Here is a 15,352-nt window from a genome sequence, read left to right as displayed (position 1 = left end):
CCGCGATTGCAATATGGCTGCCCACATCCGTTCAACCCGTTAATTGCTCTCGGGTCCATTCCACAAGCGCCCTGACTTTCGGCACCTCTGCCGCGTGCTCGGCAAACGCCAGGTAATGCGCGCCATGGCTACGCATCGCATGATTCCAGGCAATCACCAGGCTGCCATCGCCCAGCTCCTTTTCCACCAGATAGCGCGGCACCAACGCCACCCCACAGCCTGCCTGCGCAGCACTCAAGGCCATATAGAACGTATCGAAGCGCGGCCCGTGGTAACTGTTATCGGTATGCAGCCCCTGTTCCAGGAACCACTCATGCCATGCTTCTGGCCGCGACGCACTCTGCATCAGCACCAACTCCGCCACCTGCGCCGCATCGGTCAACTCGCGCCCCTGTAGCAGCTCTGGCGCGCACACCGGCACCACCTCTTCACGGAACAGCTCCACGCACGTTGCACCCGGCCAGGTGCCTTGGCCAAAGAAGAACACCACATCGGCAGAGCCTTGCAGCAGCGAGAACGGCTCCATCTCGTTGCGGATATCCAGGTGGATGTTCGGGTGGCGTTTACCGAAACCCTTGAGGTGCGGAATCAACCAGCGCACGCCAAAACTCGGCTGAGTGGCTACCTTCAATATCTCGGTCTGCTCGCCATAGGTCAGGATGTAGCGGCTGGACATGTCGACCTGGTTGAGGATCTTGTTCACCTCGGCCAGGTACAGGCTGCCGGCCGGCGTCAGTTGCAGGCGCCGACGAATACGCAGGAACAGGTGATTGCGCAGCATCTCTTCGAGCTGCGCGACTTGCTTGCTGACCGCGCTCTGGGTCAGGTGCAGTTCTTCTGCGGCGCGGGTGAAGCTTAAGTGACGGGCTGCGGCTTCGAAGCACTGCAGGGCCGTCATCGACGGCACCAGACGTTTGGACATAGCAGTCTCTATGGCAAGGGATCATGAGCTGAGGGAATGATATGCGGAATAAAGGTCGTTTGTTGCACCGCTGTGATCGGATTAATACTGATCCACATCACCTTTACCACCCTTCACCCGATGTAGGAGAAGCACAATGGTTGCTGCATTGCTCGAGCGTCTAGGCGTCGCTGCCCAGGCTTACACCCAGGGCGACTACCCTGTTCACACCCCGATCGATGGTAGCCAGATCGCCACGGTGAAGCTGCTCGGCAAGGCCGAGACCACTGCGCGCATCGACCAGGCCCATGCTGCCTTTGAAGCCTGGCGCAGTGTGCCGGCCCCGCGTCGCGGTGAGTTGGTGCGCCTGTTCGGTGAAGTGCTGCGCGAACACAAGGCCGACCTCGGTGAGCTGGTCTCGGTCGAAGCCGGCAAGATCACTCAGGAAGGCCTGGGTGAAGTACAGGAAATGATCGACATCTGCGACTTCGCCGTAGGCCTGTCGCGCCAGCTGTACGGCCTGACCATCGCCTCCGAGCGCCCTGGCCACCACATGCGTGAATCCTGGCACCCGCTGGGCGTGGTCGGCGTGATCAGCGCCTTCAACTTCCCGGTCGCGGTCTGGGCATGGAACACCGCGCTGGCGCTGGTCGCCGGTAACGCCGTGGTGTGGAAACCTTCGGAGAAGACCCCGCTGACCGCCCTGGCGTGCCAGGCGCTGTTCGACAAAGCCCTGAAAGCCTTTGGCGATGCCCCTGAAGGTTTGGCCCAGCTGGTCATTGGCGGCCGCGAAGCCGGCGAAGCACTGGTCGATGACGTGCGTGTCCCACTGGTCAGCGCCACCGGCAGCACCCGCATGGGCCGTGAAGTCGGCCCACGGGTGGCTGCACGTTTTGGCCGCAGCATTCTTGAACTCGGTGGCAACAACGCGATGATCCTCGCGCCGAGCGCCGATCTGGACCTGGCCGTGCGCGGCATCCTGTTCTCCGCTGTCGGCACTGCCGGCCAGCGCTGCACCACCCTGCGCCGGCTGATCGTCCATCGCTCGATCAAGGACGAAGTGGTGGCCCGCGTCAAAGCCGCCTACGGCAAAGTGCGCATCGGTGATCCACGCGAGAACAACCTAGTGGGCCCGCTGATCGACAAGCAGTCGTTCGATGCCATGCAAGGAGCGCTGGCCAAGGCCCGCGACGAGGGCGGCCAGGTGTTTGGCGGTGAGCGTCAGCTGGCCACCGAGTACCCCAATGCCTACTACGTCTCGCCGGCCATCGCCGAGATGCCTGGGCAGAGCGACGTGGTCCGTCACGAAACCTTCGCGCCGATCCTCTACGTGCTGGCCTATGACGATTTCGAAGAGGCGCTGCGCCTGAACAACGAAGTGCCACAAGGCTTGTCTTCGTGCATCTTCACCACCGACATCCGCGAAGCCGAGCGCTTCCAGAGTGCCTCGGGCAGTGACTGCGGTATCGCCAACGTCAACATCGGCACCAGCGGCGCAGAGATTGGCGGCGCATTCGGTGGCGAGAAAGAGACTGGCGGCGGCCGTGAATCCGGTTCGGATGCCTGGAAAGGCTACATGCGTCGCCAGACCAACACCGTCAACTACTCGCGTGAGCTGCCGCTGGCGCAAGGGATTGTGTTCGACTGATGATCGTAGGCGGGGCCATCGCCCCCGTTCGTGGGAAAAGTCGCAGCGGCGCACCGCCGCGGCTTGACCCGCGATAGGGCCTACGCGGCCCGACCCGCAATAAGAACAATATGCTGGAGCCGGTCATGCCCCAATTGCGTCAAGAATGTTTGTGGGAATTCGTCACCAAGCCTACCGTCGCCAGCCAGGCCCTGGCTGGTGAACACCAGGCCGATGTCTGTGTGATCGGTGGCGGCATCACAGGCCTGTCCGCCGCGATCCATCTGCTCGAACAGGGCAAGTCGGTGATCTTGCTTGAGGCCTGGAAGATCGGCCACGGTGGCTCGGGGCGCAACGTCGGCCTGGTCAACGCCGGCACCTGGATCCGCCCCGATGACGTCGAGGCCACCTTGGGCCACAAGCAGGGTAGCCGCCTGAACAAGGCTTTGGGCGATGCGCCTGGCGAAGTGTTCGCCATGATCGAGCGGCTTGGCATCGACTGCCAGGCCCAGCACCAAGGCACTCTGCACATGGCGCACAACGCCACCGGCATCGCCGACCTTGAGGCTCGCCACCAGCAATGGACCCGGCGTGGCGCCGATGTCGAGTTGCTGACCGGCGCGCAATGCCAGGAATACTGCGGTACCGACAAGATCTCCGCCGCGCTGCTCGACCGCCGCGCCGGCACCATCAACCCCATGGGCTACACCCAAGGCCTGGCTGGCGCCGTGGCGCGTTTGGGCGGCAAGTTGTTCCAGCAGTCCTCGGTCGAAGGCCTGGAGCGCGAGGGTGATGGCTGGCGGGTGAAGACCGCGCGCGGCTCGGTACGCGCCGACAAGGTGGTGATTTCCACCGGCGCCTACACCGAAGGCGACTGGAGCAATCTGCAGAAGCACTTCTTCCGTGGTTACTACTACCAGGTCGCCTCGACGCCCTTGCAGGGTGCGGCTGCCGACAAGGTGCTGCCGCATGGCCAGGGCTCGTGGGACACCCGCACCGTGCTCAGCAGCATTCGTCGTGACGACCAGGGCCGGCTGCTGCTTGGCAGCCTCGGCCGGGTCGATAACAAGCCAGCCTGGTTCGTGCGTAGTTGGGCCGATCGCATCCAGAGCCACTACTACCCGGAGCTGGGCAAGGTCGAGTGGGAGATGCACTGGACGGGCTGCATCGACTTCACCCCGGACCACCTGATGCGCCTGTTCGAACCGGCCCCAGGACTGGTGGCGGTGACGGGCTACAACGGCCGTGGCAACACCACCGGAACGGTGATCGGACGGGCGTTTGCCGAGTTCCTGCTCAAAGACGACCCGGACAGTTTGCCGGTGCCGTTCTCGCCGATGAAGGCGGTCAGCGCGCCGTCGTTGCGCACGGCTTTCTACGAGTCGGGCTTCTCGCTGTACCACGCGGGGCAGTGCCTGCGGGTGGTGCTCTAAGGCGAGGTCTGTTGCGTCCCAGTAGTGGGTCGTGGGAGCAGCTCGTGGGAGCAGGTCGTGGGAGCGGGCTTGCCCCGCGATGGCGGCAGAACAGGCGCCATCTGGGCAATCCCTGCCGCTATCGCGGGGCAAGCCCGCTCCCACGCCTGATAACCCGTTGGCACACTCAACTGTGCAGCCAACTCAGGAAACCGCCTTTGTTCTTCACCGTCTGCTGATGCATCAACAGTGATTGCCGTCCCCTAGAGGCCCTCCACAATAGTTAAGGTCTGTGCGTTCCATGTGGGAGCGGGCTTGCCCGCGAAGAGGCCAGTACTGACACACAGTCACTTGTGCAGCCAACTCAGGAAGCCGCCTTTTTTCACCACCGCAGGTTTCTGCATCAACAGTGACTCTCGACTCTGTCGACGGAAGCGCTGCAGTTTGGTCAGCGCCGACTGCACCTCGCCGCGCTCGACCAGGCAACTGCGGACCTGCTCCTTGTCGATGCGGTACAGCACGCAACCGGTCAGCGTGCGGAACTCCACCGCTGAGTCTTCGTCATCGACCAACCCTTCGATCGCCAGCACCTCACCTGGCCCCATGCGCCCAGCCTCGATCAGCCGTTCGCCATCGCGCACCGAGGCCGAGACCACGCCGCTGCCAATCACCAACACATGCTCGGAACGCTCACCCACGCCCAGGATCACCTGATCGGCCAGGTACTCCATGGCCGTCATGCGCTGGCTCAGCGCATCGCGCTCCTCACTGCTCAACGAGCGGAAGACCCGCACCTCGTCGAGCAACTCGCGCTGACGACTGCGCGGCGCCACGGCCAGGTCGACGTTCCACATCACCCCAGTGGCTTCCAGATGACGGTGAGCGAGGTCGAACAGCTGGTTGCGCACTTCGGTCTTGCGCGCCATATCGGCGATGAACCCGCTGGCTTCGTATTCCACTGACTCAAGCGTCGAGGCTTTCACCGTGACCTTGGGGGCGGGGTTGTCCAATAGCGCCGACGTCCCTTGCAGGGCCTTTTCCAAGGCATCGAATACCCGCTTGGGGCGGACTTTGGCCGGCACCACCACACTGATCGACACACCGTTGCGGTCGGCAGGTCGGCTGTGGTTGAGCAACTTGGCCTTGGCTGCCACCGAGTTAGGGATCACCGCCAGGCTGCCGCTGCCGGTGATCATGCGCGTGGCCCGCCAATCGATATCGATCACCTTGCCCTCAGTGCCATCGATCGAGATCGAGTCGCCGATCTGATAGGGCCGGGTGGTGTTCAGCACGATCCCGGAAAACACATCGCTCAGGGTGCTCTGCAACGCCAGGCCGATAACGATGGCCATCACCCCCGAGGTCGCCAGCAGGCCCTTGACCGGCAGTTGCATGACATACGCCGCTGCCGCCACCACCGCCACCAGGAAGATCAACGCCCCCAGCACATCCTGCAGCAAGCGCCCGCCATGACTGCCGCGCGCCACCAGCAGCAGGCCGAACACCACCGTGACCGTGCGTGCACCGAACAGCCACCAGCCAATCGCCAGTACCGTCGCCATCAAATTGCGCGAGACATCATCGGCCCACGGCGGCGGTTGCAGTGGGCTCATGCCGGCGGCCAGCAATACCCAGCTGAACAGCAGGAAGATCACCAGCCGCGTAGCGATGCGCCAGGGCTGGCGCTGGAGCGGGATCAACTGCCACAGCAGCAGGTCGAGGAAGATCAGGCAAGTGCCGAGCAACAGCGGGTATGACTGGATGAAAGCCAGCATGACGGTCTCGGAGCGGGGGAGGGCTTTGGCTAGTAAAGAGCAGGTGGGGTGGACAAGCAATAGGGGATCGTACTGATCATGGTGCGGGGCCGATGCCTGCCTTGTCGCGGTACTAACCCAGCCCATTGTGGGAGCAGGGATGCTCACGCGACTTTGGCATGGCAAAGCTATATTTAGCCCTCCTTACTTATCCTGTATACGCATGTTGTAATAATGCAAAGCGTTCCCCCTAGATAGGTAAGGTATTTGCCTGTTAATAATTGAAATTTAAGGTTTCTGGGGAAGTTATCAACATCCTCATTGTTTAACTTACCTTTGCGAATATGCAGTTGTTTTACCGGCCAGGTGAGTAACCCCGCTATCATTGCCGTTAGAATGTATCTTCCCCTTAGACCGAAGCACCGCCAAATCGGCACCTGAAGTTTCAGCCATTCACTGCTGGGTAGAGCATTGAGCATGGTCTCTAGCTTTTTGCTCCAGGCTAATCCCGCCGTGATTGCTAAACCCACGTAAAGTAAGATCCACGGGGTGAGGAGAAATACGAGTTTCCAATGAGTTGGCCATGTGCTCATGGCTCGGTTACCTCATAAATAAATTCACCGATGGACTCTCCTCCTGACATGCCTATGTAGCCGCCAGTCAGAGATCCGGCACCCACCAAAACTATCCCGCACACAGTAGCGCTGATCGGGCCGAGACCGAAGCAGGCAACAGTGGTTAGATCGCCGGCCAAGGCACCAGCATAGGCACCCATTCCTAGCCCTCCAGCAAAACTGCCAGCTTCCGTAAACCTGACTTTTCGACACGCTGCAGTTTCCCCGGCTCTGCAGACCTCCTGCACCTTTAATAGAGAAGCGCCTGCGCCAATCACAATTCCGACTTGACCTCCGCGCTCAAGGTATTTTGAGATACGTGCCAGCTTACCAGATGCGTTGTATACCCTGGTATCTGACTCGGTCCACCTGCTTTGGACCAGTGATGCACAAGGCTTTTGCTCGAAATACCAAGATCTCGACGTAATCCGTGATGACCCCCTAAATCCATCGTCTTGTTGAGAAAACTCATCCTCAGTTTTACATCCAACTGTTTGAAGAGTTTTTTGCGTTCCGCAAAAAACTCCGGGCTTCGCAGATGGCCGTGCTTGGAGAACTGCTGTTGGTGCAATTTCTCTATGTAGTTCAGCGTATTTTTCAATTCTTCAAGCGACTTGGCCATCATCGCTTGGCTTACTCCCATCGCCAGGCTCACATCGCTCAACAACCCAGCGATCTCGGCCTGATGGCGCATCATGAAATCGGCTTCGCCGTCGCTCAAGCTGGCCAGGCTATCGCGCGCCAGGTCCGCCGCTTCCATCAGGTGCAGTTCCTCGCGGGTGCACATATGGCCGTTGTTGGGGTCGCCAATGACGAAGATCTCGCCGGCTTTGAAACCCTGCGCAAAGTTTGGATTGAGACGCTGCAGATGCTTGATCAGCAGTCTGTCGTGAATGGCCAGCCGGTCCAGTAACTGATCGAACGACTGGCTGTACTGAACAATGTGAAAACCTGGCTCAAGGCCTGGCGCGGGAGAGGTGTCCCGGGCAAAGGTGTTGAAAGCATGTTGAGCAGAGGCGCGCGGCGCAAAGCCGAATGAGGGTGCATAAGTCTGAGTGGCGACGGCGCTCTTGGGTGCGGGCCGCTGATGAAGGGGCGCTACCACATAGTTGAGGCCTAATGGACAGCCGCACTGCACCAGTGAGCCATCTACGGCAGTGGGAATGTCGTCCTGCCGCCAACGTGATTCGCCACGGATGATCGTGCCCTCGATGCCGCACCGAGGACAGGGCGTGGTTTTGTCCCCTTCGAGTAGCCAGGCAATGGCATGAACCTGCCCCCGCGCGCGGCTGGCGATGCAGCGAGCGCCGGTGCTGGTGAGGTCGCCGTCCAGGCCCTGACCCTTGCCAAAGATGTTAAGCCGTTGACTCATGATGCCCGCCTTCCTTAAGCAGAAAGTCCGCAACCTAGCAGCTCGGCGAGGCAATTTTTCCCGGCGTGGGCAGATAGAGAAACGTCCTACGCGGCTTGAAGATTTGGATGTAGCCAAGCCCAAGGGGAGATCGCGGGCGAGGTTAGGAAATGTATCTATGGGGCTACATCCCATCGTTCACAAAACAGAACGCTAAAGGCAAATTTCGCTATCTAGTGCGCCAAAGGTCTTGGTTTTAATCTTTCCCCATCAACGCGAAACACCCAACTCACTGAACATCAAAACCCCCTTTAGGAGCACGACCATGGCCCACTTCAAATACAACCGCCTGAACAAAGACGACGCTGCCGTACTGCTGGTCGACCACCAAGCTGGCCTGCTGTCGCTCGTACGTGACATCGAGCCGGACCGCTTCAAGAACAACGTGCTGGCCCTGGCTGACTTGGCCAAGTTCTTCAACCTGCCGACCATCCTCACCACCAGCTTCGAGCAAGGCCCCAACGGCCCGCTGGTGCCGGAGCTGAAAGCGCTGTTCCCGGATGCGCCGTACATCGCCCGCCCAGGCCAGATCAACGCCTGGGACAACGAAGACTTCGTCAAGGCAGTCAAGGCCACTGGCAAGAAGCAGCTGATCATCGCCGGTGTGGTGACTGAAGTGTGCGTGGCCTTCCCAGCGCTGGCGGCCCTGGAAGAAGAGTTCGAAGTGTTCGTGGTGACCGATGCCTCCGGCACCTTCAACGAGATGACCCGCGACGCCGCCCACGACCGCATGAGCCGTGCTGGCGCCCAGCTGATGACCTGGTTCGGCGTGGCCTGCGAGCTGCACCGCGACTGGCGCAACGACATCGAAGGCCTGGCTGCGCTGTGCTCCAACCACATCCCGGACTACCGCAACCTGATGACCAGCTACAACGCGCTGACTGCCGCCAAGTAAATCATCCGCCCACAGCACATTGATCCAATCCAGCGCCTGCCCACTGCCGCACAGTGGGCCTTGGCCCGCTCATCTCCAGGGAACGCCGATGAACACTGCAACCCAAGACAACCGCAACGTGGTGACCCTGGTCATCCAGCACAAGGCCCGCGCCGAATCACTGAGCCGCTACGAGGCCTGGCTCAAGCGCGCGGTCTCCGCAGCCCGCCTGCAGCCTGGCCATCTGGACGTCAACGTGATTCGCCCAGACGACGGTGGCCGGCACTTCACCACCGTGGTGCGCTTTGCCGATGCGGGGCTGTTGCAGGCCTGGGTCAACTCAGCCGAGCGCCAGGCGCTGGTCAGTGAAGTGCTGCCGTTGCTCGAAGACGGCGACCACACCCAGGTGCATGAGGATCCGGAGTTCTGGTTCACCCCGCCGAGTAGCAACGCCGCGCAGCCGCCGCGCTGGAAGCAGGCACTGCTGACCTACCTGGTGATCTGCCCAATGACCATGGTCATCCCGCAGTTGCTGGCGCCGTTTTTCGCCCGCTTCCCGCACCTGGGCGGGCCAGTGGCGGGCAACCTGATCGTCAACCTGTTCGTCATCTTGCCGGTGGTGTTCTACATCATGCCGTGGGTGACCCGCCGCTGTGCCAACTGGCTGCGCGGCTGAGTTTTGCTGACTGCCTCGTTCAACTACCTACCCATTTTCAGGAGATTACCGATATGAGCACGCTCGTGACCCGCGATGGCACCTCGATCTATTACAAGGACTGGGGCAGTGGCAAGCCCGTGCTGTTCAGCCACGGCTGGCCCCTGGACGCCGACATGTGGGACTCGCAGATGGAGTTCCTGGCGAGCCGTGGCTACCGCGCCATCGCTTTCGACCGTCGTGGTTTTGGCCGCTCCGACCAGCCGTGGACCGGTTATGACTACGACACCTTCGCCGACGATATCGCCCAGTTGATCGAACACCTCGACCTGCGCGAAGTGACCTTGGTCGGTTTCTCCATGGGCGGTGGCGATGTCAGCCGCTACATCGCTCGCCACGGCAGCCAGCGGGTAGCCGGGCTGGTATTGCTGGGCGCGGTAACGCCGATCTTCGGCAAGTCCCCGAGCAATCCTGATGGCGTCGACGGGTCGGTGTTCGACGGCATCCAGGCGGGGCTGCGCGCGGATCGGGCGCAGTTCATCGCCGATTTCGCCACGCCCTTCTATGGGCTGAACCAGGGCCAGACGGTGTCCCAGGGGGTGCAAACGCAGACGTTGAACATCGCCCTGATGGCGTCGTTGAAAGCCACCCTGGACTGTGTCACGGCGTTTTCGCAAACCGATTTCCGTCCTGATATGAGCAAAATCGACGTGCCGACCCTGGTGATCCATGGCGATGGCGACCAGATCGTGCCGTTCGAAACCACCGGCAAGCGCGCTGCCGAGCTCATTGGTGGGGCTGAGTTGAAAGTGTACAGCGGTGCGCCGCATGGCTTTGCGGTCACTCATGCGCAGCAGTTGAACGAAGACCTGCTGGCATTCGTGTCCCGCTAAGCCTCGGTCTTGCGGCCCTTCGCCGATCGATACGCGAAGAGGCCGCAACTGCCACCGGCACAGCCGGCACCCCACGCACTTCGTTGCTAGCCTCAAGGCCTCAACGCAGCACATCCATCCAATCGTCACCAGGCATGAAGCGGCATGCTCCGCAGTCGCGCCTGCCGATGCCGCCTTCAGACGGAGACCCTTATGAGTCAGGACCCCAACGACAAGAGCCGTCGCCAGTTCCTCGCCACCAGCACCGTGCTCGGTGCTGCCGGTGCGCTTTGGTCCGCGCTGCCCTTTGCCGGTTCAGCCGGTGCCGCCCATGCATCCACCCAAGGAGCCCCCATGACCGCCGATCTCATTCTGTTCAACGGCAAACTGCACACGGTCGACCGCGAGAAGCCCACCGCCAGTGCCGTTGCCATCAAGGACGGCCGCTTCCTCGCAGTCGGCAGCGACGCCGAGGCCATGGCCTACAAGAGCGCCGCCACGCAGATCATCGATCTCAAGCAGCGCACGGTCATCCCAGGCTTGAACGACTCGCACCTGCACCTGATCCGCGGTGGCCTGAACTACAACCTGGAATTGCGCTGGGAAGGCGTGCCGTCGGTGGCCGATGCCCTGCGCATGCTCAAGGACCAGGCGGCGCGTACGCCGACTCCGCAGTGGGTGCGCGTGGTCGGTGGCTGGAACGAATTCCAGTTCGCCGAAAAGCGCATGCCGACCCTCGAAGAAATCAACCAGGCCGCGCCCGACACCCCGGTGTTCCTGCTGCACCTGTATGACCGCGCGCTGCTCAACCGCGCCGCGCTCAAGGCGGTCGGCTATGACAAGAGCACGCCGAACCCGCCAGGCGGCGAGATTCAGCGTGACAAGTTCGGCAACCCGACCGGCATGCTGATCGCCCGTCCCAACGCAATGATTCTCTACGCTACTCTGGCCAAAGGGCCGAAGCTGCCGCTGGAGTATCAGGTCAACTCCACCCGCCAGTTCATGCGTGAGCTGAACCGCCTGGGCCTGACCAGTGCCATCGACGCCGGCGGCGGCTACCAGAATTTCCCCGACGACTACTCGGTGATCCAGGAGCTGGCCGACAACAACCAACTGACTGTGCGCATCGCCTACAACTTGTTCACCCAGAAGCCCAAGGAAGAGTTGGACGACTTCCGCAAGTGGACCTCCAGCGTCAAGCTGCACAGTGGCACCGACTTCCTGCGCCACAACGGCGCCGGCGAGATGCTGGTGTTCTCCGCCGCCGACTTCGAAGACTTCCTCGAACCGCGTCCGGATTTGCCGCAGACCATGGAAGAAGAGCTGGAGCCGGTGGTGCGCCATCTGGTCGAGCAGCGCTGGCCGTTCCGCCTGCACGCCACCTACAACGAATCGATCACACGCATGCTCGATGTGTTCGAGAAGGTCAACCGCGACATTCCATTCAACGGCCTGCCGTGGTTCTTCGACCACGCCGAAACCATCACCCCGCAGAACATCGAGCGCGTACGCGCCCTGGGCGGTGGTATCGCCATCCAGGACCGCATGGCCTTCCAGGGTGAGTACTTCGTTGATCGCTACGGTGCCAAGGCCGCCGAACAGACCCCGCCAATCAAGCGCATGCTCGAGATGGGCGTGCCAGTGGGCGCCGGTACCGACGCTACCCGAGTCTCCAGCTACAACCCGTGGACTTCGCTGTACTGGCTGGTCAGCGGCAAGACCGTGGGTGGAATGGAGCTGTACCCGCAAGGCCTGGATCGCGATACCGCGCTGCAGCTGTTTACCCAGGGCAGCGCCTGGTTCTCCAGCGAGCAGGGCAAGAAGGGCCAGATCAAGGTAGGCCAGCTGGCCGACTTGGCGGCACTGTCGCTGGACTTCTTCAGCGTCGAGGAAGAAGCGATCAAGGGCATCGAGTCGGTGCTAACCCTCGTCGACGGCAAGGTAGTGTACGCGGCGGGCGAATTCGATCGCCTCGGTCCACCGCAGGTACCGGTACTGCCTGAATGGTCGCCGGTGGCCAAGGTTCCAGGGCACTGGCGCGTCGGCACACCCTCGCTGGTGGCGGCAGTGCACCAATGCAGCGGGCCTTGTGGGGTGCATGCGCATAGTCATGAGAAGGCGCGGCAGTCGAGCGTGCCGGTCAATGACTTCCAGGGCTTCTGGGGTGCGTTGGGTTGTTCGTGTTTCGCGTTCTGATCTGAAATCGGGGGCCACTATGGCCCCCGTTTTTTTGTGCTGTCAGGGGCGACTCAGAAACCACCCTTGAGCGGGTATTCGATGATCAGGTACAGGCGGTCGATGTCATCCCCGGCTTGGGCGCTGTTGGCCCGATGGCTGACATGTGACAGCGACAGGCTGAGGTCTTTGGCGGTGCCGCTCTGCACCACGTACTTGAGGTCCAGGTCACGCTCCCAGTGACGGCCGCCTTTGCCTTGCTGGCCAAGGTAGGCGCCGCCAGCCGGGGCATGCGTACCATCGATGCCGCGACCGCTGACGTAGCGACCCATCAGGCTCAGGCCAGGGATGCCGAGGGTGGCCAGGTCGAGGTCGTAGCGCAACTGCCAGGAGCGTTCGTTGGGGCCGTTGAAGTCGGCGTACTTGATCGAGTTGGCCAGGTAGATCGAGTCGCCACCGACGAAGTCGAACGGCGTGTCGCCTTCGATCCGTTGATAGGCCAAGGTCAGCGCTTGGGGCCCGAAGCGGTATTTGGCCGCCAGGCTGTAGGCGAGCGTATCGATCGGCCCGGCGCTGGCTTGGCCAGTGTCGCGGGTACGGTAGAGGTTGCCATCCAGGCGCCAGTTGCCCTCGGCCAGGTTCAGGTTGAGGTAGGCCTGACGCCAAGTGTCCTGCAATTGTGCTGCATACAGAGCGCCGCCAAACGGCCCGCTGGGCGCGTAGCTGGCCCCCGCCAGGCTGATGGCGTGCCCTTGGGTGGTTGCGCCGTAGCCGCTGAAATCATCATGGCTGGAGCTGTTGTCCTGATTGTTGAACGCGGTGAAGCGCCCGGCTTGCAGATGCCAGTCGGGCAGATCGCTGTTTTCCAGCAGCCATCCGCTGGCGTATTCGGGATGCAGACGTTTGTCGCCGGTATCGAACACCGGTGTTTCGACGGTCATCTCGCCGTAGCGCAGCAGCGTCTTGCCAAGGCGTAGCTTGAGGGCGGCACCGGCGCTGGAGTAGGCGGACTCAGCCCGCCCATCGCTGTCACGCGGCAGCAGGCCGGTGCCGGCATGGCCGCGGCCGCCGTCGAGCTTGAGGCCGACAAACCCGTGGGCATCGACGCCCAGGCCAAGCGGGCCTGGAGTAAAGCCTGAGCGCACTTCGCCGGTGAACCCCTGGGCCCATTCCTGGCGATAGCTCTGGCCGCTGGCCGACGGGCTGCGGTAGTCGTTGTGCAGCAGGTAATTGCGGCTGAGCAGCGACCAGCCCGGTTCGTCCGCCTGGCTCAGGGCGGGGCCGAGGATGACCATGACGAGCAGGGCGCGGGCGGGCCTGGATGATGCGAAAGACATGGGTGCTCCGGTGTGGATGATCGGGCACTGTGAGGCAGGCACGCTGAACTGTCTTGTAAGGGTGTGCTGGTGATCTGAGTCGTCGGTGCTGGCCTCTTCGCGGGCAAGCACGCTCCCACAGGGGGCGCGTAACTCAAGCAGAGACGCTGTACCTGCGGGAGCGGGCTTGCCCGCGAAGAGGCCAGCACGGACAGCCAATCAGGCTTGCCCGAGCGCCTGCTCAGGCCATATCGCTGGAAGAGAACTCTTCAGCCAGGTGATCGATCAGCGAACGCACCGAAGGCAACAGGCCCCGACGCGACGGGAAGATCGCATGGACGATACCGCAGCGCGGATTCCAGCCCGGCAACAGCTCGACCAGGCGCCCTGTGGCCAAATCATCGCGCACCGCCACCCGCGGCAGGTGCGCGATGCCAACGCCGGCCACGACGAAATGGCGCAGGGCAAAAAGGTCGTCGGTGACCATCCGCGGCGTGTGCGGGATGACGATGCTGCGGCTCATGTCCTCGCCCTGGAACAATTCCCACTGATATTCACGCTGTGCGCTACCCCAGTGCACGCTGGGCAATTCGCTCAATTGCAGTGGATCGAAGCCTTGTGGCAGTTGTTCGAGGAACGACGGCTGGCCGACCAGGCATTGGGTGCTGTTGCTCAGCACCTTCATCACCATGTCGGTGTTTTCCAGCGGCGGGAAACGCACCCTCAGCGCCACGTCGAAGCCTTCGTGCAGCAGGTCGACGCGGCGGTTGGTGCTTTCGATGAACAGTTCCACCAACGGGTACTTGAGCATGTAGCGGGTCAGCATCGGCCCGACCCACGAGTTGAGCAGGGTGGTCGGGCAGCTGATGCGCACCAGGCCGCGCGGCTCGCAACGGTTGCGTTCGATGACCTCAGCGGCGCCCTCGGCTTCGACGCGCATCGCCAGGCAGCGGCGGTAGTACTCCTGGCCGATTTCGGTCAGCGAGCAATGCCGGCTGGTGCGGTGCAACAGACGCACGCCCAGGCGATCTTCCAGGTCGGCAATGCGCCGACTGAGCTTTGACTTGGGCATGTCCAGCGCCCGGCCTGCGGGGGCAAAACCGCCGTGCTCGACCACTTGGGTGAAGTAGTAGAGCGAGTTGAGGTCTTCCACGTGTGGGGCTCCAGTTCATTCGGTGGGGCTGCGGGCGCTATCGCGGGGCAAGCCCGCGCCTACAGGGACCGCGTTCGCAGCATAGCTGCATCGTTCGTAAAACAGAACGCTAAAGGCAAATTTCGCTATCTAGTGCGCCAAAGGGCTTGGTTTTAATCTTTCCCCATCAACGCGAAACACCCAACTGACTAAACATCAAAACCCCCTTTAGGAGCACGACCATGGCCCACTTCAAATACAACCGCCTGAACAAAGACGACGCCGCCGTACTGCTGGTCGACCACCAAGCTGGCCTGCTGTCGCTGGTACGTGACATCGAGCCGGACCGCTTCAAGAACAACGTGCTAGCCCTGGCTGACCTCGCCAAGTTCTTCAACCTGCCGACCATCCTCACCACCAGCTTCGAGCAAGGCCCCAACGGCCCGCTGGTGCCGGAGCTGAAAGCGCTGTTCCCAGATGCCCCGTACATCGCCCGCCCAGGCCAGATCAACGCCTGGGACAACGAAGACTTCGTCAAGGCAGTCAAGGCCACTGGCAAGAAGCAGCTGATCATCGCCGGTGTGGTGACTGAAGTGTGCGTGGCCTTCC

Annotated in this window: 12 protein-coding genes; 7 read left to right on the top strand and 5 right to left on the bottom strand. The window is 62.0% G+C overall.

Annotated elements, in window-relative coordinates; all coding sequences use genetic code 11:
- Window positions 1-31 precede the first annotated feature (31 nt).
- Window positions 32-922: a LysR family transcriptional regulator gene (locus tag AAZU54_RS18510; RefSeq protein WP_186552994.1), complete on the bottom strand. Its 891-nt coding sequence runs from the start codon at window positions 920-922 to the stop codon at window positions 32-34.
- 136 nt (window positions 923-1,058) lie between these two features.
- On the opposite strand from AAZU54_RS18510, the gene amaB reads away from it, so the two are divergent.
- Both amaB and amaA read left to right on the top strand, forming a co-directional pair.
- Window positions 1,059-2,549 carry an L-piperidine-6-carboxylate dehydrogenase gene (amaB, locus tag AAZU54_RS18505; protein ID WP_312152074.1) on the top strand — a complete coding sequence of 497 codons (1,491 nt, stop codon included), beginning with the start codon at window positions 1,059-1,061 and terminating at the stop codon, window positions 2,547-2,549.
- A 125-nt stretch (window positions 2,550-2,674) separates the two neighbouring features.
- On the top strand, window positions 2,675-3,961 hold the full coding sequence (gene amaA, locus AAZU54_RS18500) for an L-pipecolate oxidase (RefSeq protein WP_434727489.1): 1,287 nt from the start codon (window positions 2,675-2,677) through the stop codon (window positions 3,959-3,961).
- Between the two features lie 326 nt (window positions 3,962-4,287).
- Here amaA and AAZU54_RS18495 read toward each other — a convergent pair whose 3' ends face one another.
- Entirely contained in the window at window positions 4,288-5,715 is a 1,428-nt protein-coding gene (locus tag AAZU54_RS18495; protein ID WP_186552991.1) for a mechanosensitive ion channel family protein, read from the bottom strand.
- Between the two features lie 867 nt (window positions 5,716-6,582).
- Window positions 6,583-7,680 carry a PAAR domain-containing protein gene (locus AAZU54_RS18490; protein WP_434727488.1) on the bottom strand — a complete coding sequence of 366 codons (1,098 nt, stop codon included), beginning with the start codon at window positions 7,678-7,680 and terminating at the stop codon, window positions 6,583-6,585.
- Window positions 7,681-7,984: 304 nt separating this feature from the next.
- On the opposite strand from AAZU54_RS18490, the gene ycaC reads away from it, so the two are divergent.
- The 4 genes from ycaC to AAZU54_RS18470 all read left to right on the top strand — a co-directional run bounded on the left by ycaC (window position 7,985) and on the right by AAZU54_RS18470 (window position 12,316).
- Window positions 7,985-8,614, top strand: a complete 630-nt coding sequence (gene ycaC, locus AAZU54_RS18485; protein ID WP_186552989.1) for an isochorismate family cysteine hydrolase YcaC — start codon at window positions 7,985-7,987, stop codon at window positions 8,612-8,614.
- 88 nt (window positions 8,615-8,702) lie between these two features.
- A complete protein-coding gene (locus tag AAZU54_RS18480; protein WP_186552988.1) occupies window positions 8,703-9,269 on the top strand; it encodes an antibiotic biosynthesis monooxygenase in 567 nt (188 codons plus the stop codon).
- A gap of 53 nt (window positions 9,270-9,322) precedes the next feature.
- Window positions 9,323-10,141, top strand: coding sequence for an alpha/beta fold hydrolase (locus AAZU54_RS18475; protein WP_186552987.1), 819 nt, complete (start codon window positions 9,323-9,325; stop codon window positions 10,139-10,141).
- A 333-nt stretch (window positions 10,142-10,474) separates the two neighbouring features.
- A complete protein-coding gene (locus AAZU54_RS18470) occupies window positions 10,475-12,316 on the top strand; it encodes an amidohydrolase (RefSeq protein WP_186553235.1) in 1,842 nt (613 codons plus the stop codon).
- 53 nt (window positions 12,317-12,369) lie between these two features.
- On the opposite strand, the gene AAZU54_RS18465 is transcribed toward AAZU54_RS18470, so the two are convergent.
- Together AAZU54_RS18465 and AAZU54_RS18460 are read right to left on the bottom strand one after the other, a co-directional pair.
- Window positions 12,370-13,632, bottom strand: a complete 1,263-nt coding sequence (locus AAZU54_RS18465) for an OprD family porin (protein WP_434727487.1) — start codon at window positions 13,630-13,632, stop codon at window positions 12,370-12,372.
- A 220-nt stretch (window positions 13,633-13,852) separates the two neighbouring features.
- Window positions 13,853-14,764 carry a LysR substrate-binding domain-containing protein gene (locus AAZU54_RS18460; protein ID WP_186552985.1) on the bottom strand — a complete coding sequence of 304 codons (912 nt, stop codon included), beginning with the start codon at window positions 14,762-14,764 and terminating at the stop codon, window positions 13,853-13,855.
- Between the two features lie 221 nt (window positions 14,765-14,985).
- On the opposite strand from AAZU54_RS18460, the gene AAZU54_RS18455 reads away from it, so the two are divergent.
- On the top strand, window positions 14,986-15,352 hold a 367-nt coding region (locus AAZU54_RS18455), incomplete at its 3' end, for an isochorismatase family protein (protein ID WP_434727486.1).

Source organism: Pseudomonas sp. Je.1.5.c, from assembly GCF_051129895.1.
In the GTDB taxonomy this organism is placed as follows: Bacteria; Pseudomonadota; Gammaproteobacteria; order Pseudomonadales; family Pseudomonadaceae; genus Aquipseudomonas; species Aquipseudomonas urmiensis.
The sequence above is the reverse complement of the archived record's forward strand: the minus strand, read 5'-3'. Positions and strand labels throughout refer to the sequence as shown.

What these genes read in the sequence shown, in the direction of transcription:
- AAZU54_RS18510 (WP_186552994.1), bottom strand. Translation starts at nt 922, where the DNA reads ATGTCCAAACGTCTGGTGCCGTCGATGACGGCCCTGCAGTGCTTCGAA.
- amaB (WP_312152074.1), top strand. Translation starts at nt 1,059, where the DNA reads ATGGTTGCTGCATTGCTCGAGCGTCTAGGCGTCGCTGCCCAGGCTTAC.
- amaA (WP_434727489.1), top strand. Translation starts at nt 2,675, where the DNA reads ATGCCCCAATTGCGTCAAGAATGTTTGTGGGAATTCGTCACCAAGCCT.
- AAZU54_RS18495 (WP_186552991.1), bottom strand. Translation starts at nt 5,715, where the DNA reads ATGCTGGCTTTCATCCAGTCATACCCGCTGTTGCTCGGCACTTGCCTG.
- AAZU54_RS18490 (WP_434727488.1), bottom strand. Translation starts at nt 7,680, where the DNA reads ATGAGTCAACGGCTTAACATCTTTGGCAAGGGTCAGGGCCTGGACGGC.
- ycaC (WP_186552989.1), top strand. Translation starts at nt 7,985, where the DNA reads ATGGCCCACTTCAAATACAACCGCCTGAACAAAGACGACGCTGCCGTA.
- AAZU54_RS18480 (WP_186552988.1), top strand. Translation starts at nt 8,703, where the DNA reads ATGAACACTGCAACCCAAGACAACCGCAACGTGGTGACCCTGGTCATC.
- AAZU54_RS18475 (WP_186552987.1), top strand. Translation starts at nt 9,323, where the DNA reads ATGAGCACGCTCGTGACCCGCGATGGCACCTCGATCTATTACAAGGAC.
- AAZU54_RS18470 (WP_186553235.1), top strand. Translation starts at nt 10,475, where the DNA reads ATGACCGCCGATCTCATTCTGTTCAACGGCAAACTGCACACGGTCGAC.
- AAZU54_RS18465 (WP_434727487.1), bottom strand. Translation starts at nt 13,632, where the DNA reads ATGTCTTTCGCATCATCCAGGCCCGCCCGCGCCCTGCTCGTCATGGTC.